This window comes from Pseudonocardia parietis, assembly GCF_017876315.1.
Lineage (GTDB): Bacteria > Actinomycetota > Actinomycetes > Mycobacteriales > Pseudonocardiaceae > Pseudonocardia > Pseudonocardia parietis.
In genome coordinates this window covers 39,847-60,132 of the sequence record NZ_JAGINU010000004.1, presented here as the reverse complement: position 1 = coordinate 60,132, position 20,286 = coordinate 39,847, and the positions used below count along the sequence as shown (strand labels likewise).

Annotated in this window: 22 protein-coding genes and 1 pseudogene; 13 read left to right on the top strand and 10 right to left on the bottom strand. The window is 71.0% G+C overall.

The window, feature by feature from the left end; genetic code table 11:
- Positions 1 to 204 precede the first annotated feature (204 nt).
- Positions 205 to 1,560 (top strand): MFS transporter, encoded by a 1,356-nt coding sequence (locus JOF36_RS36435; RefSeq protein ID WP_210036800.1) that lies wholly within the window; start codon positions 205 to 207, stop codon positions 1,558 to 1,560.
- 605 nt (positions 1,561 to 2,165) lie between these two features.
- Here JOF36_RS36435 and JOF36_RS36430 read toward each other — a convergent pair.
- Together JOF36_RS36430 and JOF36_RS36425 are read right to left on the bottom strand one after the other, a co-directional pair.
- Positions 2,166 to 2,906 (bottom strand): hypothetical protein, encoded by a 741-nt coding sequence (locus JOF36_RS36430; RefSeq protein ID WP_210036799.1) that lies wholly within the window; start codon positions 2,904 to 2,906, stop codon positions 2,166 to 2,168.
- 338 nt (positions 2,907 to 3,244) lie between these two features.
- Positions 3,245 to 3,382, bottom strand: a complete 138-nt coding sequence (locus tag JOF36_RS36425; RefSeq protein ID WP_210036798.1) for a hypothetical protein — start codon at positions 3,380 to 3,382, stop codon at positions 3,245 to 3,247.
- A gap of 275 nt (positions 3,383 to 3,657) precedes the next feature.
- On the opposite strand from JOF36_RS36425, the gene JOF36_RS36420 reads away from it, so the two are divergent.
- Genes JOF36_RS36420 through yacG form a run of 4 tightly spaced genes read left to right on the top strand, consistent with a single transcriptional unit; the run spans position 3,658 to position 6,290 of the window.
- Positions 3,658 to 5,037: a Mu transposase domain-containing protein gene (locus JOF36_RS36420; protein ID WP_210036782.1), complete on the top strand. Its 1,380-nt coding sequence runs from the start codon at positions 3,658 to 3,660 to the stop codon at positions 5,035 to 5,037.
- Positions 5,034 to 5,726 (top strand): ATP-binding protein, encoded by a 693-nt coding sequence (locus JOF36_RS36415; protein ID WP_281072847.1) that lies wholly within the window; start codon positions 5,034 to 5,036, stop codon positions 5,724 to 5,726. Before JOF36_RS36420 ends, JOF36_RS36415 begins: the two co-directional genes overlap by 4 nt.
- A gap of 16 nt (positions 5,727 to 5,742) precedes the next feature.
- Positions 5,743 to 5,898 carry an ATP-binding protein gene (locus tag JOF36_RS40550; RefSeq protein ID WP_281072846.1) on the top strand — a complete coding sequence of 52 codons (156 nt, stop codon included), beginning with the start codon at positions 5,743 to 5,745 and terminating at the stop codon, positions 5,896 to 5,898.
- The gene (gene yacG / locus JOF36_RS36410; protein WP_210036781.1) at positions 5,895 to 6,290 is read left to right on the top strand and encodes a DNA gyrase inhibitor YacG; all 396 of its coding nucleotides are present in this window, start codon (positions 5,895 to 5,897) and stop codon (positions 6,288 to 6,290) included. The genes JOF36_RS40550 and yacG overlap by 4 nt, the downstream gene beginning before the upstream one ends.
- A 39-nt stretch (positions 6,291 to 6,329) precedes the next feature.
- Here yacG and JOF36_RS36405 read toward each other — a convergent pair whose 3' ends face one another.
- The 3 genes from JOF36_RS36405 to JOF36_RS36395 form a co-directional block, all read right to left on the bottom strand.
- Complete coding sequence (locus JOF36_RS36405) at positions 6,330 to 6,605, bottom strand: hypothetical protein (RefSeq protein ID WP_210036797.1); 276 nt, start codon at positions 6,603 to 6,605, stop codon at positions 6,330 to 6,332.
- Positions 6,602 to 7,729, bottom strand: coding sequence for a hypothetical protein (locus tag JOF36_RS36400; protein WP_210036796.1), 1,128 nt, complete (start codon positions 7,727 to 7,729; stop codon positions 6,602 to 6,604). Before JOF36_RS36400 ends, JOF36_RS36405 begins: the two co-directional genes overlap by 4 nt.
- 676 nt (positions 7,730 to 8,405) lie before the next feature.
- Positions 8,406 to 9,335 carry a DUF4192 domain-containing protein gene (locus tag JOF36_RS36395; protein ID WP_210036795.1) on the bottom strand — a complete coding sequence of 310 codons (930 nt, stop codon included), beginning with the start codon at positions 9,333 to 9,335 and terminating at the stop codon, positions 8,406 to 8,408.
- Between the two features lie 427 nt (positions 9,336 to 9,762).
- On the opposite strand from JOF36_RS36395, the gene JOF36_RS36390 reads away from it, so the two are divergent.
- The 3 genes from JOF36_RS36390 (at position 9,763) to JOF36_RS36380 (ending at position 10,594) form a co-directional block, all read left to right on the top strand.
- On the top strand, positions 9,763 to 9,984 hold the full coding sequence (locus JOF36_RS36390) for a hypothetical protein (RefSeq protein ID WP_210036794.1): 222 nt from the start codon (positions 9,763 to 9,765) through the stop codon (positions 9,982 to 9,984).
- On the top strand, positions 9,968 to 10,165 hold the full coding sequence (locus tag JOF36_RS36385; RefSeq protein ID WP_210036793.1) for a hypothetical protein: 198 nt from the start codon (positions 9,968 to 9,970) through the stop codon (positions 10,163 to 10,165). The genes JOF36_RS36390 and JOF36_RS36385 overlap by 17 nt, the downstream gene beginning before the upstream one ends.
- Positions 10,166 to 10,294: 129 nt before the next feature.
- The gene (locus JOF36_RS36380; protein WP_307862805.1) at positions 10,295 to 10,594 is read left to right on the top strand and encodes a hypothetical protein; all 300 of its coding nucleotides are present in this window, start codon (positions 10,295 to 10,297) and stop codon (positions 10,592 to 10,594) included.
- 268 nt (positions 10,595 to 10,862) lie between these two features.
- Here the strand turns inward: JOF36_RS36380 and JOF36_RS36375 are convergent, their stop codons facing one another.
- The 4 genes from JOF36_RS36375 to JOF36_RS36360 form a co-directional block, all read right to left on the bottom strand.
- Positions 10,863 to 11,735, bottom strand: coding sequence for a helix-turn-helix domain-containing protein (locus JOF36_RS36375; protein ID WP_210036792.1), 873 nt, complete (start codon positions 11,733 to 11,735; stop codon positions 10,863 to 10,865).
- A 3-nt stretch (positions 11,736 to 11,738) separates the two neighbouring features.
- Positions 11,739 to 12,308 (bottom strand): DUF6879 family protein, encoded by a 570-nt coding sequence (locus JOF36_RS36370; RefSeq protein WP_210036791.1) that lies wholly within the window; start codon positions 12,306 to 12,308, stop codon positions 11,739 to 11,741.
- Positions 12,305 to 12,712 (bottom strand): hypothetical protein, encoded by a 408-nt coding sequence (locus JOF36_RS36365; RefSeq protein ID WP_210036790.1) that lies wholly within the window; start codon positions 12,710 to 12,712, stop codon positions 12,305 to 12,307. The genes JOF36_RS36370 and JOF36_RS36365 overlap by 4 nt, the downstream gene beginning before the upstream one ends.
- A 758-nt stretch (positions 12,713 to 13,470) precedes the next feature.
- On the bottom strand, positions 13,471 to 13,905 hold the full coding sequence (locus tag JOF36_RS36360; RefSeq protein WP_210036789.1) for a hypothetical protein: 435 nt from the start codon (positions 13,903 to 13,905) through the stop codon (positions 13,471 to 13,473).
- 391 nt (positions 13,906 to 14,296) lie between these two features.
- Here JOF36_RS36360 and JOF36_RS40545 point away from each other — a divergent pair.
- From JOF36_RS40545 to JOF36_RS41540, 5 genes and pseudogenes are all read left to right on the top strand, one after another.
- Positions 14,297 to 14,748: pseudogene (locus JOF36_RS40545) on the top strand (ATP-binding protein); the annotation flags it as partial.
- On the top strand, positions 14,690 to 14,959 hold the full coding sequence (locus JOF36_RS41245) for an ATP-binding protein (protein WP_307862835.1): 270 nt from the start codon (positions 14,690 to 14,692) through the stop codon (positions 14,957 to 14,959). The pseudogene JOF36_RS40545 and the gene JOF36_RS41245, both read left to right, overlap by 59 nt.
- 36 nt (positions 14,960 to 14,995) lie before the next feature.
- A complete protein-coding gene (locus JOF36_RS36350) occupies positions 14,996 to 15,589 on the top strand; it encodes a pyridoxamine 5'-phosphate oxidase family protein (protein ID WP_210036788.1) in 594 nt (197 codons plus the stop codon).
- A gap of 772 nt (positions 15,590 to 16,361) precedes the next feature.
- Positions 16,362 to 17,174, top strand: a complete 813-nt coding sequence (locus JOF36_RS36345) for a hypothetical protein (protein ID WP_245353221.1) — start codon at positions 16,362 to 16,364, stop codon at positions 17,172 to 17,174.
- Between the two features lie 267 nt (positions 17,175 to 17,441).
- Positions 17,442 to 17,633, top strand: a complete 192-nt coding sequence (locus tag JOF36_RS41540; protein ID WP_372447483.1) for a hypothetical protein — start codon at positions 17,442 to 17,444, stop codon at positions 17,631 to 17,633.
- A 1,149-nt stretch (positions 17,634 to 18,782) separates the two neighbouring features.
- On the opposite strand, the gene JOF36_RS36335 is transcribed toward JOF36_RS41540, so the two are convergent.
- Positions 18,783 to 19,895 carry a hypothetical protein gene (locus tag JOF36_RS36335; RefSeq protein ID WP_307862804.1) on the bottom strand — a complete coding sequence of 371 codons (1,113 nt, stop codon included), beginning with the start codon at positions 19,893 to 19,895 and terminating at the stop codon, positions 18,783 to 18,785.
- Positions 19,896 to 20,286: the final 391 nt, after the last annotated feature.

Below are 20,286 nucleotides of genomic sequence, written 5' to 3'. Positions count from 1 at the left end.
CGGTCGAGCCGACCGGGTCGTCACACGATGTTGAGACGTCGTGCTGATCCGTTCGACCGGCCACCCCGCGGGCGGTGACCCAGCGTGGAGTGTCTCGCTCCGCTCGGTGGAAACCGGGGGATGGCGATCGTGATGGACCTTCGTGACGTGTAGCGCATGAAACGTCGCCCGACCGGGTAACCGTGGCGCCGGGAGGTGGCACCGATGACCACGAGGGGTTCCGGCGGGGTCGGTGAGCGGGAGATCCGCAAGATCGCGTCCGTGAGCATGATCGGCTCGACCATCGAGTGGTACGACTTCTTCATCTTCGGGACGGCGGCGGCGCTCGTCTTCCCCGACCTGTTCTTCCCGGACGCGAGTCCGACGGCGGGCGCACTGCTGTCGTTCAGCGTGTTCGGGGTCGCGTTCCTCGCCCGCCCGCTCGGCGGCGTGGTGTGGGGCCACTTCGGGGACAAGCTGGGCCGCAAGAAGGCGTTCATCACGGCGTTGTTCACGATGGCGATCGGCACCGCGCTGATCGGCTTGCTGCCGACCTACGCGACGATCGGGATCGCCGCGCCGATCATCCTCACCGTCCTGCGGTTCGTCCAGGGCCTCGCGGTGGGCGGCCAGTGGGGTGGCGCGGTGCTCATGGCCACCGAGTTCGCGCCGAAGCACAAGCGCGGCTTCTACGGCAGCTTCGCCCAGATCGGCGTGCCGCTCGGGGTGATCCTCGGCCAGGTGCTGTTCCTGTACCTGTCGTTCACGATGTCGCCCGAGTTCTTCGCGAGCTTCGGCTGGCGCATCCCGTTCCTGGCGAGCGTCCTGCTGATCGGCGTGGCGCTCTACGCGCACCTGCGCCTCGAGGACACCCCGGCGTTCAAGCACCTGCAGGAGGCCAAAGCCGCGAAGGACGCGGCGGAAGGCGTCACCCAGTCGCCGAAGAGCGGCGGCTCTCCGGTGATCGACGCGCTTCGCCAGTACCCGAAGCAGATCTTCCTGGCCGCCGGATCGTTCATCGTGGTCAACGCGACGTTCTACCTCTACGTCGTCTACATCATCGACTACGGGACCGAGGAACTGGGGCTCGCCCAGACGACCGTGCTCGGCGCGATCCTCATCGCCTCGATCGTGCAGGTCATCGTCCTGCCGATCTTCGCGGCGATATCGGACCGCTACGGGCGGCGCAAGATCTACATTGCGGGTGCGGCGGGCACCGCGCTGTGGGCGTTCCCGTTCTTCTGGTTCGCCGACACGGCCACCGGCTGGGGCGTCACGGTCGCACTGCTCGGCGGCCTCATCACGCTGTCGATGATGTACGGGCCGCAGGCGGCCTTCTTCGCGGAGCTGTTCAGTGCCAAGGTGCGCTACAGCGGCGCGTCGCTCGGCTACCAGATCGGCGCCGCGCTCGGCGGCGGCTTCTCACCGGTGATCGCTACGGCGCTGCTGGCCGGGACCGGTACCCCCGCGTCGATCTCCGCCTACATGGCCGTGCTCGCGCTGATCGCGGTCGTCTGCGTCTACCTGCTGACCGAGACCTACCAGAACGAGATGGACGACGCCGCCACGCCGCAGCGGTGACGTGCACCGGCAGGAGTCTGCCGGAGGTCGCGGCGTCACGAGAACACGTGCTGCCGGTTGCGCTGGCCGCGCCGATCCGACCTCAGCCCTGCGACGACTCCACGCCCCTCCTGCCGGTCCGTGATGTGCTGCCTCAGCGTCCTCACGATCTCTGGACGCAGGACACTTCTGATTCGTCCTCGACGGCGCGGGCGCCCGCGACCGCGCCGCATTGCGAGCAGGGTTCGCACCGGCTCGGGTCGCTGACCTGGCACCGCGAGCACTGCCCGGTCGCACCACGCTGCTCGGCCACAGTCCCCTCATGGCGGGGCTCAATCCCGCTGAAGCCGACCCTGCTGAAGCCGACCTCGCTGATCGGACCAGGTGTAACCGGGGTCGGCGACCAACACCAGTTCGCGCAGCTGCCCGGGCGGGCGACGTCCGACCGTGCCCGGAAGCATCGAGGAGGTGCTACTGGACGTCGGCCAGGATCGCGTGCTCGGCAGCAGACACCTCGTCGGCGTCGATCCGCCATGCCCGCGCCGCGGGCCGCGCGCCCCCGGTAGTCACGGCTCAACCAGCAGCAGATCGGCGGCGAACCGACCGACCGACGGGGCGAGCCGGGTTCACGTTCGGACAACATCCAACAGTCCCGCAGCACGTAGCTGGGCGACCATCTCGGAAGCGATGCTGTGCAGGGTGAGCACGGCGGGTCGCCGGTCGAGAGCCCGGACCAGGTTCTTTTGGAGGGCCTGGTCCAGGGCCTGCTCGAGGGAGGTCGCGGTCATCGGCGCGGCCGGGTCGGCGTCGCCCGGTCGTGGTCCGGGGTCGACGCGGTCGGCCAGCTCGTCGAGGTCGAGCTGCTCGGTCAGTCCGATCTCGGCGAACGCCTGCCCGAGGTGGGTCACCAGGTCGCCACCGTTGACGCTGCCGTCGTCCTCGTCCTGCAGCTGGGTCCAGGTCACGAACAGACCCAGGATCCACCGGTGCGCGGGGGAGTCGGCACGCAGCCGCAGCTGCGTGTGCGCGGCGGGGTTGCCCAGCGCGAGCAGGGCGTCGCGCCGGCGCGGGCTGGCCGGTGCGGTGGCCTGCTTCTGGTGGCGGTGCAGCACCGGTAGCAGCCCTTCCGGGGCGGTGGTGTCGGTGTGCCCGGCATCGGTCAGTCCGTCGTGCCGGTTGTACGCGGTGTAGGCCCAACCGGTGCGCTGGCCGTCTTGCTCGTGCGGGGCGAACCACACTCGGGCACCGATGGGGGCGCGGAACAGGAAGCGGCCGTCGTTGTTGTTGCGGCCCGGTGCCTGGGAGAGGCGGTCCGGGTCGATGCCGCGGACCGAGAAGATGCGGCGAATGTCAGCCAGGGTCGTCATCGCGATTCGTCCAATCTCTGCAGTGATGGGTAGATGTGTCGGCGCCCCGGGCCCGGATGGCCGGGATCGGGGCGCCGACGTGGCAGGGACAGGCCGCGGTCAGTGCGGCCTGTGGCGTGGGGCGCTACACCTGCGCGACGTGCACGGCGTGCCTGGACGGGGCGCAGGGCTCACGGGCGACCGTGGCGGGCATCAGCCGCCGCCCGGCTTGGAGCAGTGCCGCGTGCCCGGTGCGGGCCCCTCTGCTCGCTGATGCCACCGCAGGTCGCCCCGGGTGGGACGTGCACGAGCTGCGTTCCACCCCCGGCGTCTATGTAGCCCAGCCGGGTCCGCCGGTTTCAGTCGGCGTCAGCCGGGCGAGAGGTCGGCACGAATCCCGCGGTGGGTGGCCCGGCCGCGAGCTCGGCGCGCCGCTCGGTGATCCGGTCGCGCCACCACAGCTCGGTGACCTCGACCAACGCCGCCGGGCGGGACACGAGTGTCCTGGTGAGGGCGCTGGCCGGCACATAGACCTCGCCGGAGCTGTCGCACTCGCCGGTCCAGGGGCCCAGGTCCGGCGCGTACAGCGTGGCCGTGCCGAGGTAGCTCTCGTGCGGCTCGTCCCATGCCGCCGCTCATCTGAAAGTGACCACTGCTGATCAGTGGAAGTGACCACCCTTGCGACCCGCCGACTGAGATCCACCACCAGTAGGCGGGCCCCCTCGACGCTCCGGTTGAACCGGCCGGAAGTCGTCGAGGGAGCCCACTCGGGATGCTCGCATGGGAGTCGTACGTGGAAGCACAAGCACTACGCGCGCAGGGATGGACGATCTCCGCGATCGCCCGGCATCTGGGCGTCACACGGGTGACCGTGCGCCGCTATCTGAGCGGCGAACACACGCCGGGGCAGCGGGCCCGCAGCGTGCCGGATCCGTTCGAGGGGTTCGCCGAGTACTGCCGGCTGCGGCTCGGTGCGGACCCGCATCTGTGGGCGACCACGTTGTTCGACGAGGTCACCGCGCTGGGCTATGCGGGCTCGTATCCCTCGTTCACGCGCGCGCTGCGCGCCCGGGAGCTGCGCCCGGCCTGCGAGCCGTGTCGGTCGGGCAAGACCAGCCAGCGGGCGGTGATCGCCCATCCGCCGGGCGCCGAGACCCAGTGGGACTACCTGGAGCTGACCGACCCGCCCGCGCACTGGGGGTTCGCCGGCAGCGCGTTCGTGCTGCTCGGGGTGCTGGCGCACTCGAGCCGGTGGCGGGGCTGGATCACCGAGTCGCTCGATCAGCCGCACCTGATCGAAGGCCTCGACCAGGTCGTCGGCCGTCTCGGCGGGGTGACGCGGCGGTGGCGGTTCGACCGGATGTCCACGGTGTGTCATCCCGGCTCGGGCCGGCTCACGGTCAGCTTCGGACCGGTGGCGGTGCACTACCGGGTCGGGATCGACATCTGCCCGCCGCGGCACGCCTGGCGCAAGGGCGCGGTGGAGAAGAGCGCGCACGTGATCGCCCAACGCTGGTGGCGCACCCTGGCCGACGACACCACCCTCGCGGGGGCCCAGGCCGGGCTGGACCGGATCTGCGCCCGCCTCGACGGACGCCGCCGCGCCGACGCCGACGGGGGCAAGACGACCGTGGGCGCGCTGGCCGAGGCCGAGCCGTTACGGGCGGCACCGGCGCCGCTGCCGGCGGTGCTGAGCGTCGAGCGCACCGTGTCCGAGCAGGCCCTGGTCGCGTTCCGCGGCAACCGCTACTCGATCCCACCCGGGCACACCGGCGAGATCGTGACCGTTCGCCACCAACTCGGCACCCCGGCACTGGACATCGCCACCGCACGCGGTGTCGCGCTGGCGCATCACCTGCGGTCCCCGGACGGAGCCGGCGCACTGGTGCGCCTCGACGAACACGTCGCCGCCATGACCCGGGTGGTGCTCGCCGAGTTCACCGACCGCGCGCCCTGCCCGCGCAAGCACCGCCGCCCACCCACCGCCGACGCCCTGGCCGAAGCGGATCGGATCCGTCACGCCCAGGCCGGCCCGGCCAGCGGCGAGCAGGTCGTCATCGACTTCGACGCCTACGCCTCCGGCACCCGCCCGCTGCGCGGACGCGCCCACACCGGCGAGACCAGCGGACAGGATGGGCGGGAGAGCTCATGAACACCCACCGGCCCGACCATGCGGTCAACCAGGCTGAACCCGACGGCTCGAGCGAGGCGGCGACCTATCAGCGGCTGCGCGCTCACCTGGAGGTCCTCAAGTTGGGCACGGCCGCCGAGGCGTTGACCGGGGTGCTCGACGCCGCCCGCGCCGAGCAGCTCTCGCCCACCGCGGTGATGGAACGGCTGCTCGGGCTCGAGGTCTCCCACGCCGAGGCCCGTCGGTTGGCCGGCAGGTTGCGGTTCGCCTGCCTGCCGCACTCCTGGACCCTGGACGAGTTCGACTTCGCCGCCCAACCCGGGGTCGACGAGAAACTCGTGCGTGAGCTCGCGGCGCTGCGCTTCCTCGACGACGCCGGCAACGTCCTGTTCGTCGGTCCACCCGGCACCGGCAAGACGATGCTCGCGGTCGCACTCGCCCGGGCCGCGGTCGATGCCGGGCACCGGGTCTACTTCACCACCGCCGCCGACCTGGCCAAACGCTGCCGCAAGGCCGCCTTGGAAGGACGCTGGGCCACCGCGATGCGGTTCTACTGCGGCCCCCGGCTGCTGGTGATCGACGAGTTCGCCTACTCCCGCACCGCGCCGGACCCGGACGCGAACGCCGCCCTGTTCGAGGTGATCAACCGCCGCTATCTGAAGTCGTCGACGATCGTGACCAGCCACGCCGGCGTGGCCAGCTTGGGGTGACCGGCTGGCCGACCCGATGCTGGCCGCCGCGCTGCTCGACCGGCTGCTGCACCGGGGCATCGTCGTCGCCATCGACGGGCCCTCCTACCGGATGCGGGCCCACCAGCAACGCAGTAACCAACTCCGGCTGGCGCTCGGCGAGCACGACCCGACCGGGCAGGGCCGATCATGACCATCCTGGGCGAGCACCCCTGCCCGGCCTGCGGCCGGCAGGTCACCGTGACCCGACGCAACCCCAACCGCCGGTTCTGCTCCTCGCGCTGTCGAGCCGCGCATCACCGCGACCACCCGCACACCGCCCCGGACGTCGTCCCGGACGCCGTTCCCGGCTCGTTCAACACCGCGAACGCCGTCACGCGCGATGCCCTCACCAGCCCGAACGGCGACCACGCCGTTCCCGACGCCGTCCTGAACGCCGTCCCACCCGGGCACGCCGTTCCCGCCGCGAACGGCGTCCAACGCTGCCCGCACTGCCGCACCGAGCTGGCCGTCATCACCGTCGTCGTCCCCGCCGGCGCCGCCCACATCCGCACCCCGGAGGTGACCCACATGACCCCGACCTGACCACTACTCTGGCCGCGCCAGGGTGGTCACTTCCACCGATCAGAACTGGTCATTTTCGCTGAGCGCCAGCACCCAGGCCTGCCAGGTCGCGCCGGGCGCGACCGCGCGCAGCAGCGCCGGCAGGTGCTCGGTGGCCACGGTCCCGACACCACCCCACGTGCTGGTGTAGGTGGCGCCAAGGTAAATCCCGAACCGGGACGTGGCCGGGTCGTCGTCGACACAGAAGAGTTCGTGCTCGTCGAACACGGCAGCCAGCGGAGTCGCCTCCTCGACCGGCAGCTCGACCACAGTCACCGAGAACTCCACGGCGCTCACGCCGACGCCTGCCGCGTCGCCGTGGTCTTCGCCTCGGGCTGGGGGTCGCGTTTGCCGTCGAACGGCGCGATGGGGGCCAGCTCGTCGACGATGTCGCGCGCCACCCGCAGGACGGTGGTCGCGGCGGCGCGCACCACATCGATGTCGCCGTCGGCCCAGCCCATGACGTAGGCGTCGGTGTAGGGCTCGGAGTCCAGCCCGAACGCCTTGCACACGATGTGGGCCACCGACTCGGCCTCGGTCTCCTGTCGCCCCCGGTGCTGGATTGGGGCGACGTCGGTGAACTGGTCGAGGTGCCCGCACCGGATATGGGCCAGTTCGTGGATGGCGGTCTTGATCCGCTGGGCGTGGCTGACGTCGCCTCGCACCCGCACCAGCCGGGTCCCCGCCCCGGCCACGGTCACCCCGTTGGCCGCGCCCAGGTACTCGCTGCCGGGATCGGCCAGGGCGTAGTCGTAGCCGGCGGCGCGGATCATCGCGACCACGTCGTCGTAGACCCCGGTCGGGTCGCCACCATCGAGTAGGACAGCCTGCTTGCCGCCGTGCAGTGTGACCCGGCGCCGGACCTCGACGGTGGGCACGACGTAGTTGTCGGCCCACGGCGGCAGCGGGGCGGTCTGGGAGAGCTCGAAGGTCCGCTCGAGCTTCCAGCCCATGACCACGACGGGCAGCCGGTTCTGCGCGTCGCGCACCACCGGGCGCCCGGTGCGGCGCTCGTAGTCGGCGCGTTCGTCCTCGCGTAGCCGCCGCTTGAGCGGCGCCCAGATGGTGAATCCCGTCTGCCCGGCCATCACGGTGCGCTTGTGCTTGCGCCAGCCCGAGCTGGCGTCGCGGGCGCCGTAGGCCATGAACATCTGCGGCTCGATCCCGCGCTCGGCGGCCTGGGTCATGAGCAGGATCTGGTTGCCCAGTGAGTAGCGCGCGCCCCACTCGGCGACGGTCTCGAGGAACTCCAGCCACGCGACGGGGTCGGCCGCCAGGCGTTCGAGTCGGGCCATCATGTCCTCGTGTGCGGCGTGGATCGCCTCGCGGCGGGCCTGCTGCTGCTCCTCGGTCGGGGCCGCACGCGTGCGCTTGCCCCGCTTCGCGGGCGGGGTCGTGCGGGTGAGGGTGGTCTGTCCCATGGCGGGCTCCGATCAGAGGAAATCAACCGCTGCGCCGACCCCCGGGGGAAGTGGAGTCGGTGCAGGCCCACCGCCGGTCGCGGTGGGACGTGACTCGCCCGGCAGACCGGCGGGCGGCGCGGCGGGGCCGCGCGCTCGCCCGACCGGTGTGACACCACCCCTTCCCGCCCAGAGGCGAGGCACCGTGGCGGAGCCGGTGGTGTCACCCGTGTCGGGTGCGGCCGGCGCGGCATCGTCGGGGAAGCCGCCCGACGGGCTGCAGAGTCACCACGGCCCACCCCGAGGCGGTGTCGCTACACCGCCCCGCCCGCGCACGAACCGGCCGGCACATCACTCGTGGCACACCAAGGCGCCCGCCCCGTCGCCCAGGGTTCACTCCGTCCAGATCGGTCGATGCTCGAGCCGTCCCCGATCCTGGAAGTCGGCCTCACGCAGTGGGCGATGGCAATCGGGGCGCGTGCAGTAGAGAGGTGCGAACACGCACCTCGCGGCACACCGCTCCCGACTCGACCGAGGATCCGGCCCAGCGAGGCAGCCGCCCGATGGGCCTGTCGGGGCCTGCTGCCCGCTCAGCGCGGGGTAGCCACGCATGTCGCAGGGGGTGGCTCAGCGCCCCACGCACGCCTGCCGGGGCACCGCGGGTGGGGGGCGGTGCCCCGGGAGGGCCTTTCGAGGGTCAGAACTCGCTCAGCAGGCCGCGGACGGTGTCCGGGCTGGGAGTGCTCGCCACGACCTCGGCGATGAGCTGCGGCAGTCGTGCCACCGGGTCGGCGATGGTGGCGCGCTCGGCCGCGGCCGCGGCGTGGGCACCGTCGCCGTGCAGCAGCGCGGCCAGGGCCAGGTAGGCCGCCGGCGCGGCCGACCACGGCGCCGGTGTCTCCCGCACCAGGGCCTCGAGAACCACCCGCATCGTCGAGGTGTGCTCGCGCAGGTGCTTCAGCACCGCGCGCTGCTGCCCCAGCGCCGCCACGAGCGCCACGACGAGGTCGTCGTCGAGCTGATGGCGAGTGAGGTAGTCGTCGACGGCCGCAGCCAGCGACGGGCGTGGCTCCGCGCTGGCCGTGGCGGCTTCGGTGAGCAGCCGGGATCGCCGAGCGAGGGTCGCAGCGTCGTCGAGCGGGGTCAGCGTCTGCTCGATCGCTTCGCGGTTGGGCAGGGTGACTTGCCCGGTCCAGGCCAGATGTGCCGCGATCTCGGTGTGGGGCTGCGGGACGGTGCCGGCGTCACTGCACCCGGGCTCCAGGCAGCGCCACTGGTCGCCGGGCCGGGTACCGGTGGCGTAGATGGCGCCGGTGACCCGGACTCCGGCCGCGGTCAGGACCAGGCTGGCATCGCGGCATGCGTCCTCACGGGACTCGGTGCTGATCGCGAGCAGCACCGCGTGGTCACGATACTGCGCCGGCAGCATGTCCAGCATCTGCGCCGCGCCCGCCTCGACGTCGCCGACCGCAGGCAGGTCGGCCCGCAGTACGGGCCCGATGCGGGAACTGTGCGCGGCGAAGGAGACCAGCACCAGCGACTGCGAGGGGTGGAACTTGAGCACGCAAGGGACAACGGCGACAAGGTCACCGGGCGCGGTGATCTGAATGCTGGGTGGGGTGGTCATGGAGGGCCTCCTCGAGATCAGGGCTGGTCGGTGTGACGCGGCCTGCCCGAGCGGGCCCGGGGTGGGGTCCCCGCCAGGGGAGCGGCGGGAGCGGGCGGCTCCTCCGCGGCGGGGTGGGAACCCGCTTGCGGGTCCGAGCGGTAGCGAGGCGTGTCCCACCCGCCCGGACGGGGCCGACCGGTATCGGCGCCGAAGCCCCACCGGGGTCTGCTCGCCTGCCCGCGATCACACCGACCCGGCCCTTGTTCTGGGACGGCTTCTCCCGCCGAGCCCCGACGGATCCGCCCGGGATGCGCGAGACTCACCCCGCACCTGCTCGGCGTGAGTAGGGGAGGGGTCTGGCATCGACGCGATCACGGCATGGGCAAGCCCAGGGCTGGTCACCGACTCCGACACCACGCCGCCGGGACGCGTCGCCTACGTGACGGTGACCTTCGCGGTCACCGTCACCACCGGCGACTCCCACCCGGGTGCGGAACCGGTCGACGCCATCACCGCGGCCCTGCTCGACCGCGGGTTCACACTGCTGACCCGCCTCGACCCGGACGCGCTGCTGGCCGCGCCGCTGCTGCCGGGCTGGTGGGGCGAGCTCAGCAACTCCGACCGCCTGCAGATCGCGGCCCCCCGGCGAGTTGCTCTACGACGGTGACCTCGGCGCTGCCGTACCTGAGCACTGGCGCGACACCGCGCGGGCCCGCGGCCGGCTCACCGTCCTGGCCGCCACCCAGCTCGATCTGCATCGAACCGACCGCGGCGAGCAGGTTCGCCAGGAACTACAGGACGGCCGCCTGGTGGCCGGCCAGGTCCTGTTTCGGTACCGCGCCGAGTAGCGGTCCCGGCACGACACACCGAAGGGAGCAGCCACTATCGAAACTCGAACTGATGTTCGGTCTTCCGGTATGGTGGCTGCGGGCTCGTCGGGCGTGGGGGAAGCACGCCCGGCGAGTCTTCTCGGGCCGGTGATCGCGAGGGGTGTGGTCGTGATGGGCGAGAACCGTCGCTATGAGCGGTACGCGCGGCCGGTCGACCCGGAGACCGAGGCGGAAGTGTGCGCGCTGCGCACGATCGCCTGCCTCCTCGAAGGCGACACCGTGCTGATCACGGATCGTCAGCTGGCCGGGAGGGTCGCGGCGATCTTCCGGGCGACGGCGGTGGAGCTGTCGGCGGGCCGGTCGGTGCCGCTGCAGGTGCGCCGCACCGTCGGTTGGGCCGCGGACACGGTCCGCGCCTTGCTGGATCCGCGGCGCCGCGACGGGTGAGCGGCCTGAGGCCTGCGGAGCAGGAACGGCGCCGCTGCCAGGCTCCCACGACGAGCGGGTGCTGGTGGTTGAGTTCGCGCGGTGTCGCCGCAACAGGGCCGCGGTGGCGGCTACGCCGGCCTACGCGGCCGCGATCTCGACCTGGCGATGGCGGCGATGTTCGTCAGCGTCTCTCTGGGTGCTGGGCCCAAGTCCGCGGGCAGGTCCGCCGCGACGCTGCCGCCGCGCGCCGCGACGGAGAGCCCGGTCGTGCGGGCAGGTCCTGCGGTCAGCTGTGGTCGCGATAGCGCCGTGCGAAGTCGTGCACCAGCTCGAGGGAATCCTGCTCAGAGAGCGCGAGTTCGGTCAGCTCGGCGTGGAGTTGGACGTACATCGTGATGTAGTCCGCGTCCTGGATGAGTGCGCTACCAGACTCGGTGCCGACGAGCGCCTGGGCGTCGTCGTACAGGTGAAATCCTGATACGGGTGCTGGACGTGGCGCGATGCGGTCCAGTGTCAGCACACGGAAGCTGATGTTCGGCTGCGCGGCGACGCGTGCGATGTTTTCTAGCTGCGCGGCGTGGTGGGCATAGCTGTGTACCGGCCAGCGCAGGGCCTGCTCGTTCTGCAGCATGTGCCAGCGGCGACGCGAGTCCGCAAGCAGTTGCGCGCGCTCCATGCGGGCGTCGATCGATTGCGCTGCATCGTGCGGGTCGAGCTGCGCGTCCGGGGTGAACACCGCGCGCGCGTACTCCCGGGTTTGGAGCGGCCCGATAACCACCGACGGGTGGTAGGAACGCACCAGCCGCGCTGTGCGCTCGGCTTCGTGGATGCGCCACTGGAACCGGTGGGCGCTGCCGGCCTGGAGCACAACTCGGGCGTCCACATGCTCGGTTTCCAGTGCGTGTGCCTGCGCGACGAGGTCCTCGATACGCTCCTGGGTGAGCGTGCTGTGCCGCGCGTAGACCTCAAGCACCGCGCGCACGAGCCGCGGTGTCGGCCGTGACTCGCCGGCCTCCGTACGGGAGAGGGAGGACTGGCCGACCCGGGCCGCCTTGCGTGCCTGGTTCTGGCTGAGCCCGGTCTCCTCGCGCAGCGCGCGCAGCAGCTCCCCGGACAGCGGGTCGCTGCCCGGGGAGCCACTGGTACGGGCATTGGTCATTGTTCAGGCCGCCCGCGGTCGCTGGTGCAGCTCGGGGTGGCGGCCCCACCAACTGTGGAACGACTCCGCAGCGGCGTGTGCGTCGTCGCGAGCGCGCAGGTACGGGGCGATCTCATGCGGGTCGGTGACCAGGTCCGCCCCGAGGAAGCGGCCGTGCTCGTCGTAGCGCATAGGTATGAGCAAGGCGTCGTTGATCAGCCAGAAGTCTTCGCGGACCAGGCTGGCCGGTGCCTCGTGTTCGTCGTCGCGGAGTACGTAGATGTCCTCCCCGGCGGCAACGTTGTGGGTGTAGCACCACTGCGCTTCGTAGCGCTCGTACTCGGTCATGGCACCGGTGAACACTCGAACCCGGTACGAGACCAGGCCGCGGTCCTGCTCGGCGCGGAGGATGGCGAGCCACTGTTGCTTGCGTTCCATGTCCGGGCCGTCGGCTCCGTCGAGGAACCGGCGGAAGTCGCTCTCTTCTCCGGTGCTGGCCATGTAGCGCGGGAGGCACTCCATGCGAAACAGGCGGTCGCCGGGTCGTTGAAAGTGCTGGTCGATCGCAGCTTCGAGCTGCTGCTCGTCGATCATGTCCCTACTCCCTCCAGCGTGTGGGCGGCGACCGTGCCGAGCTGCTCGGTGCTCGGGTCCCACAGCTGCGCGAATGCGATCAGCTCAATCTCATCGGTGACCTCGGATGAGATCACGAACACCCGGTCTCGCCTCGAGCCAGGTCCAGCAACATCGCGCGTCCGTGTGATGGCCTCGCAGTCATCCGGCAGGAGGCCCGGCGGTACCCACCCGAGGATTTCCCCCTCGTCGAGCACGTGCGCGAAGGCGGCACGCTCGTGGTCCGCGGCACGCTTGGACACGACCCACAGGCGGTCGGGTGCGCCGACGACCTCGTGCACGGATGGGCAGATGCGGCCTTCGCCGCACTCGTTCGCGGTGGTCACGATCGTGCGGATCTCGAGGTGGTGCGCTTGCTGGGCCATCGGGCATTCCTCCCGGTCAGGTGCAATAGAGCCAGTGTCGGCCCGGGCCCACGGGCTAGTCAATCAGCGACTGGATAACCCCGAGGCGCCTGCCACTGCTTGTTATCCAACGTATCGCTGGATAATATGGACAGGTCTCCATCCTCCGTCCGGTCTCGTCCGGGCGGTCCCGGCAGATGCAGCCACATCCGCCGGTACCCATGGACCGCACTTGCCCCGCCTTCGAGTTTCCGAGGAGTACGACCATGTCCAGGATCCCAAGAGAGCCCACGCGACCCGAGCTCGCCCCGTCCCGGCATCTGGCGGTCGCTACATCCCAGCCCGCCGCTGGTGAGGATCCGGCTTTGGCTCGAGCTGGCGCACGTCAGCGAGCGCTGACCAGGGCAGGGGGCGACACGGTGCCGATAACGGCGGTCGAGGACGGTCTGGAGCACGAGGTGCCAGCGCAGAATCTGTCCTCGGACAGCGCGTGTGGCCGGTACCTGGCGTTATGCGGTGCGGTGATCGGGCCGGTGGCGTTGACGGTGCCGGCCGAGGTGCCGTGCCGGGCCTGCGCGGCGGAGGCCGAGCCCGCGCTGGCCCCGGCGGTGACGGACGCGCGGCGTTCTCGCCATGTGGCCGTGCCGTGGCTACGGAGGCTGCGTGCATGCACCGCCTCCAGAGAGGCCAATCCCACCGGCGTGGGGGAGCCCCGCGACGTCGCAGCATAGGTCTCTCAAGAGGTTGCGCGGTCAGGCCGCGCGACTCACGGGCGGACGTCAGGTCGACGGTGACTCGCCCGCCACGTAATCGCCAGCCTCCGCGACCGCGACTGGGTCGAGTTGGAGAGGTTTACCGTGCCGGGCTGCGGCCATCACCGCCTGGACAACGTGCGCGGCGAGCCCGGGGGCATCGCGATGCACGAAGTGGCCGGCGGTCTCTACGATGACCTGGCTCGCCGAGAGGTGCTGCGCCCAGTCTGGCTGGTAGTCCTGCCAGAGCTGGTCGACGTCGTCCAATGTGAGTGGCTCGTAGAACGGGGTCTCCGGTGGGTCGCGCCGCCATCGGCCGACGCTGCTGGAGAGCACGACACAGCGCTGCGGCGGCATCTGCGGTGGCTCCTGGAGCTCGGCGAAGCAGGTGGCCACCGGGAACCGGATACCGCCGTTGTCGCTGTCCTTGAGGACCGTGGGCGGCTGATCTCTCCCGGCCACGGGTTCGATTGGTCGGGTCGATGAGCACGGCGCCGGCGAGTTCGTCCGGCCATGTGGCGGCGTACACGCCGAGGATCCAGGCGCCGAGGCTGCTGGACACCAGCAGATACGGGGGCAAGATGCCCGCCTGGTTGAGGAGTTCTCGAAGTTGCTCAGCGGCCCACTGCGCGGTGTGCTCGCGTTCGGGCTCGCCGCCCGATAGTGGGTCGGAGCCGGCGAGTCCGGGCCGCCCGTATGTGACCAGGGTTGTGTCGGGCAGCAGTGGGTGCAGGACGACGCGGACGGAGCACGACTGGCCCGCGCCGACGGCGCAAGGGCATGAGTGAGCAGGCCGCGACCGCGGCGATCGACCAGGCCTGCCGATCGTCGCGCCTGCCGCCCGTCCGAGGACATGGTCACCGCCGCCGAGCACGAGCAGCTGTCCTACCGCGGGTTTCTCGCCGAGCTGCTGCTCTCCGAGTGCGACGACCGCGACCGGCGCCGCTCGGCGCGGCGGGTCAAGGCCGCCGGGTTCCCGCGGGAGAAGTGGCTCGAGGACTTCGACTTCGACGCAACCCCGCCACGGTCAACACGCTCGCCAGCGGCGCGTGGATCAAGGCCGGCGAGCCGCGCTGCCTGATCGGCGACTCCGGTACCGGCAAGTCCCACCTGCTCATCGGGCTCGGGACCGCCGCGGCGCAGCAGGGCTACCGGGTCCGCTACGCGCTGGCCACGAAGCTGGTGATCGAGCTGGTCGAGGCCGCCGGCGAAGGACAACTCGCCAAGACCATCGCCCGCTACGGCCGTGTCGACCTGCTCTGCATCGACGAGCTCGGCTACATGGAACTCGACCGCCGCGGCGCCGAACTGCTGTTCCAGGTGCTCACCGAGCGCGAGGAGGCCAACTCCATCGCCATCGCCATCCAACCAGCCGTTCTCCGGCTGGGCCCGCACCTTCACCGACCCGCGGATCTGCGCCGCGATCATCGACCGGCTCACCTTCGCCGGGAACATCCTCGAGACCGGCACCATCTCCTACCGGCTGGCCCACGCCCGGTCGGCGACGGCGCACTGAGCTGGCGCTGTCGGTGGGAGCTGATTACCTGGCCGAATGTTCGAAACTCCCGACGATCTCCACGGTCTCCAAGTCCTGCTCGACACGTCCTGGGCCGGCTCCAGCAGCCACCTCAAATCGATCATCCGACCAGGTGAACGGACTCTCGACGCCGAGCAGGTCGTCCGAGTCTGCCAAGGCATGTGCACCCTGGCCATCGCCACAGTCACCCGGCGCGGTGAGCCACGCATCAGCGGCGCCGACGGGCACCTCCTGCACGGCCGCTGGATCATCGGCACCCACCGCCGGGCCGCGAAAGCCCGTCATCTCGCGGCGCGGCCCGGCATCAGCGCGACCTTCATGCGCGGCGAACAGCTCGGGATCTTTACCCACGGACAGGCCGTCGTGCTCAACCCCGAGGACGCGCGCAGCGACCCGAGCTGGCTGGCCGTCCACGACTACCTCGTCAACCACTACGGCGACGACGACGACGGCCCGGGCTGGGACGAGTGCATCTGGTATCGCATCGACCCCAGCTGGATGGTCGCCTACAGCGTCGACCCGTCGGGCTGCTCGACCAACAACCATCAGTCTGACGAGAGCTCGCGCGGGCCCACCTCAGGCCGTCACTCTGAGGCCAGTCGAGGTTGACATCTTCACCGCCCCCCTCTATTCAGATGAGGTCTCGTTGAGATCGCGCCGATGGTCGTCAGCAGTTGACGCGCGTCGTCGCCTACTCGGGCAATCGACCGAAGTCGCTCCACATACCTTGCGATGAGGTGCTCGTCACGAACGGTCGTTTCCCCATCGATCGATCGTCTCCACGATGACCAGGTCATCGTCATGGTCGGACATTCGGTAGAGCACGAGGCGGTGCCGGCCGGGTCTGTGCGCTGGGGTGGCGCGGCCAAAATGCCGATGATGGCGGGCGTGCACGACGGTGTAGCCGCGTAGGTCAGTCAAGTAGGTGCGCAATCACGCCGTGGGACTGACGTTCGAGGCGCAGTGAGCCCGCGGGGGGTGGGCGTCGATGCAACCCGATGTGATCACGTTGCAGGTCGAGCGGGTCCGGTCGCCGGTGGATCGGCTGATGTGAACCGGGATTGTTCTCGGCCGGGCGGGTCGGTATGACCGGCGTGCTGACGTTCGTGCGGACGCGTTGGGCGTGGTCGCCGCGGTGGGCAGTGGCGTGGCTGCCTGCCTCATGGTGTCGCAGATGCTGATCTCGGCGACGCCGACATGCTGGACTGCATGTCCCGGGTGCGTCTACACCGGACGGTGGTTGTCCGCGGTGTTGGCGGTGGCGCACTGTGGCTGTGGTGACGGGTAGGGGCGGGGAGACGGCGAGGGGAGTGGGTCGGTGACCAGTGATGGACCGGGCCCGCCGCCGGCGGGGGCGGCTGGCTCTGGTGGTCGGCGCCCGTTGGCTGTTCAGGTCGGGGAGGAGTTGCGCGAGCTGCGTCGGGAGGTAGGTGCGACGTCCGGTCATGTCGCCGAGGTGGCCGACCACCTCTCGCGGCTGAGCCCGCGGGTAGACGATCTCGAGTACAGCGTGGCGTCGCTGGCCGGGGCGGTCGAGGCTGCCGGCGCGGGCGGTGGCGAGCTGGATGAGGAGGCGTTGTCGCTGACGCCGGCGCTGCGCTGGTCGCAGCTCGAGCCGGGCGACAAGCAGGCGGCGTGGGATGCGCTGGGCGCGTTCGTGGCCGAGGTGCTGGGCGGCGATTACCGGCTTTCGCGTGCCGAGCTGCCGGACTGTTGGCCGGTGCATCCGCGGGCGGTGCGGGAGCTGGCGTGGCTGCGCACCCTGTACGTCGAGTCCAGCGCCCCCGATACTCGCCCGGATCTGGTCGCGGAGTGGCATGTGCGGTGGCTGCCGGCGGCGCTGACGAACGTGGCTGCGGCGATCGACGGCCGTGAGTGCGCCCCGGGCAAGCACCGGCTCACCGAGGAGGAACGCCGCCAGTACGACGAGCGGCTCGTCGAGGCTGAACGCCGCGGTGAGGTGGCGCCGCCGCTGAGCAGCGAGGTCGGTGCTGGTCGGCCGCGGTATCTGCGTGATCGGTTCCCGCCGCGGCGCAGCTACGACGATGACGCCCACCTCGGTGCCGCGCGCACCGGTCCGCTGCTGCTCGACCAGGCCACCCCCGCCCCGGCGAGCAGCCGGGCCTGCTGGTGGGAGTACTTCCTCGAGGCCCGCCAGGCCGACATCGGCTCGAGACCCGAGAGCCCCAGGTGAGGTGAGTGCGATGAGGCACGGGCGAGGCCGCCCGCCGGTGTCGCGCGGACGCCGCGGCGGCGGACGCGGGCGCACTGCCCGCTCGACTTGCTCGGCTCCCCGGACCCGGGTGCGATTGGCGGGGCGGGAGGTGGCGGCCGCGGTCCGCACCTGCAGCGGCGTGCAGCGCCGACGAGAAGTAGACCGGCCCTCGGTGATGGCGCAGATGCCCTGGCCGCCGCCGGGCGGGGTTTCTACAAGCCGCTGCGTTTCGACGATGCCGATGCGGTGCTGCCGGACTTTGTGCTCACCGATACCGACCCGCCCACGGTGGTCGAGGTGTGGGGCATGCTCGGCCGCGAGGACTACCGGGCCCGCAAGCAGGAGAAGCTCGAGCACTACCGGCGTGAAGGCACGTTGCTGATCGAGTGGGATCCGCACGGGGCGCTCCCGGAGCTCACACTGCCGGCCCGAGGCTGAACCGACGGCGACGCGGTGGCCGGCTGCTGGCAGACGGCCTGATCGCAGGCCGCGATGGGCTGGACTGCTGACCTCGGGTGAGATCGGGACCGGGCGGGGGCTGCCAGCCGTCCGGATAGAGCTCGCGGGCCTGCTCGTCGGAGACCGAGGCGGCGGTGATCCCGTCGTCCCCCTGCTTCTTACCGGTCTCGATGCCGGTTCACCGGATCTGGCCGGTGGTGGCTCAAGCCGGTACGGGCCGAGGCCGGTGGCTGCTGCTGGTGTGGGCATGGCGAAATCGCCCCGTGTCTGTGATGGCTGGCTTCCGGCCCAGGATGTATCCTGGACACGCGAAAGCGCCCCTTCTACGCAGGTTGGGGATTGGCCCCGGTTCGCCGGGGCTGCGGCGTCACTCGAGTGCTGGTTCGGGTGGCGCGAGATCGGAATCGAGGCGGCCCCCGGCCAGGGGGGTCGCCTCGTTCTCTTATGAGGCCTTCGTCAGCGGCAACTCCAGTACTTCTTGTTCGCCGGTGTGTTTCGGCAGGCAGTAGTCAGGCACGGGAAGGCCCAGAGCTTCGGCGAAGACCCTGGTGACGGCTTCTCCGACGCCGACGCCGTCGCGTTCTGCGATGGCCTCGGCGACCTCTCGCATGTGACGCGGGAGGCGGACGTTCGTTGGAACCCGATCCCCTCGATACGGCTGCGGCATGGGGCGTTTCTACCGTACGGGTCGCGAGCGTGGGGCTCGCCACGCCGAACCTGTACCGGTTTCCGGTTCCGGCCCCCGCGGGTTGGGCCACGGCGGCGGTGTTCGGTCGCCGGCGGCACCGGGGCGCCGTGGGTGACGGCGGGCGGCGTTGTCTCGCGCTGCGCCCGACCGGGTCTTGATCGTCGTCTCGCCGCCGAGTTCGTGGGGGTCAACGTAGGCGCCCTCGCTGGGTACCGACCGGGGATGTGGCTGGGCCGCGTGTTGTCTCGGTAGGCGATCGCCGTCGAGCCGGCGCCGGAGGTCGGCAAGCGCAGCAGCGTGGTTCATGTTGCCTCGGGTCGCGGTGGGCCTGATGCTTCGGGCGTCTGTACGTGCACGTGGGCCCGCGCCGTGTGCAGTGTGGTCGGGGCGCGGCTCGACGGTGGCCGGCTCGGCCATGGCGGTGGTCGGGCGCCTGGTGGTCATCGTCTGGTCCTGGGGCGGCGCAGGCGCCGTGGCAGCACGCTTCGGCGCACCGTGGGCCCGTGTGGCTGTTGACCTCGTGCTTCGCGGATGCGGCGCAGGTGCTCGCTGAGCGCCTCCTGGGCAGCCTGGCGCGCACCGCGCCCGGCAGGGCGGTCAAGCAGAGTGCGGTCGATCCCGATCTGCGGTTCGGCCACGGGGGCGGTGCTGTGCCTCATTCGGCCGATCTGCACGGCCCGGATCTCGCCGAGCCGCCCGCGCCAGGGCCGCAACCGGGCCCCGATGATCCGCAACGGGTCCCGCGCCCCGGAACCGATGTCACCACGGCGCCGGTCAGGCCGGTCGGGGTGGTACTCGAGCGCGTGCAGCAACCCGGCGACGGTGGCCCCGGCGTCCCACCACGGTTTGAGCAGCGCCCGGGCCCGCCAAATCTCGATCTTGCCGCGTTGTCGGCCTCCTAGGCCGAGATGTGAGAGCAAGGTGAGGGTGGCGGTGTTTCTGGCGCCGGGGGAGTCGGGGACGTCGTAGGGGTGCCAGTTTCGTGGTGGGGTGAGTGGTGACCGTGTGCCGCCCGACAAGGGCTGGATACTCACGTGAGGAGTGGGGAGGTCGCCACTTTCATCCACAGTGTGCTGATCACCGGACGGGGTGGCGGGCGACTCGTCGCACGCGGCAGGTGTGAGGCAGGGCAGAGGAGTACGGGTCACAAGGGCGTAGGTGGGGGTACGGCCGGATGCGGTGCCCAGGAACTGTGCACTCGCGCCTGGCTCGACAACGACGAGCAGCCCGACCTCGCGGGCCCAGGCCAGCACCCGGCTGACGGTGCGCGCCGCGCGCGCCCCTGCGGCGCCGAGGCGTTCGGTGGTCAATCCGGAGATCAGTCCGGTCTCCCAGTCCATGTGCAACACCAGCCGGCGCAGGATCGCTGACCAGCCCCGGCGCTTGTCCGAACGCCAGTCCTCGTCGTCGACGAGGCGGGCGATGTAGTCGAACGCTTCGCGCTGCGAGGTCAGCACGCTGTACTCGCGGTCGATGAAGTGCCGCCAACCCGGGTGCGGGACGAAGCCGCTGCGGTGCCGAGCGCGGGCACGGGCGACACCGCGGGCGCGCACGCGCGCGCTGGGCGGTGACACGCGGCGGCCGGGGCCATGGGTCGGCCCCGGTGTGGGCCGTGCGCCGCGGCCACGCGGGGTTCGGCGCGGCGCCCGCCCGGCACGGAGGCCGAACGAGCCCGCGGGGGGCTGCTCACCCAACGCACGCTGGTGGAGCAGACACAGTTCTGAGGGGCCGGAGGCCAGGGTGACAGCGCCATGCTCATAGCAGCGCAGGCAGAAGCCAGTGCCTGTTGCTGGGGTGCTGGATTCTGGGCATGGCGAAATCGCCCCGTGTCTGTGATGGCTGGCTTCCGGCCCAGGATGTATCCTGGACACGCGAAAGCGCCCCTTCTACGCAGGTTGGGGATTGGCCCCGGTTCGCCGGGGCTGCGGCGTCACTCGAGTGCTG

Coding starts and splice junctions, on each gene's coding strand:
- yacG (WP_210036781.1), top strand. CDS start 5,895: ATGACCATCCTGGGCGAGCACCCCTGCCCGGCCTGCGGCCGGCAGGTC.
- JOF36_RS36395 (WP_210036795.1), bottom strand. CDS start 9,335: ATGACCACCCCACCCAGCATTCAGATCACCGCGCCCGGTGACCTTGTC.
- JOF36_RS36370 (WP_210036791.1), bottom strand. CDS start 12,308: ATGATCGACGAGCAGCAGCTCGAAGCTGCGATCGACCAGCACTTTCAA.
- JOF36_RS40550 (WP_281072846.1), top strand. CDS start 5,743: ATGCTGGCCGCCGCGCTGCTCGACCGGCTGCTGCACCGGGGCATCGTC.
- JOF36_RS36430 (WP_210036799.1), bottom strand. CDS start 2,906: ATGACGACCCTGGCTGACATTCGCCGCATCTTCTCGGTCCGCGGCATC.
- JOF36_RS36435 (WP_210036800.1), top strand. CDS start 205: ATGACCACGAGGGGTTCCGGCGGGGTCGGTGAGCGGGAGATCCGCAAG.
- JOF36_RS36400 (WP_210036796.1), bottom strand. CDS start 7,729: ATGGGACAGACCACCCTCACCCGCACGACCCCGCCCGCGAAGCGGGGC.
- JOF36_RS36420 (WP_210036782.1), top strand. CDS start 3,658: ATGCTCGCATGGGAGTCGTACGTGGAAGCACAAGCACTACGCGCGCAG.
- JOF36_RS36375 (WP_210036792.1), bottom strand. CDS start 11,735: ATGACCAATGCCCGTACCAGTGGCTCCCCGGGCAGCGACCCGCTGTCC.
- JOF36_RS36350 (WP_210036788.1), top strand. CDS start 14,996: ATGTTCGAAACTCCCGACGATCTCCACGGTCTCCAAGTCCTGCTCGAC.
- JOF36_RS36415 (WP_281072847.1), top strand. CDS start 5,034: ATGAACACCCACCGGCCCGACCATGCGGTCAACCAGGCTGAACCCGAC.
- JOF36_RS36365 (WP_210036790.1), bottom strand. CDS start 12,712: ATGGCCCAGCAAGCGCACCACCTCGAGATCCGCACGATCGTGACCACC.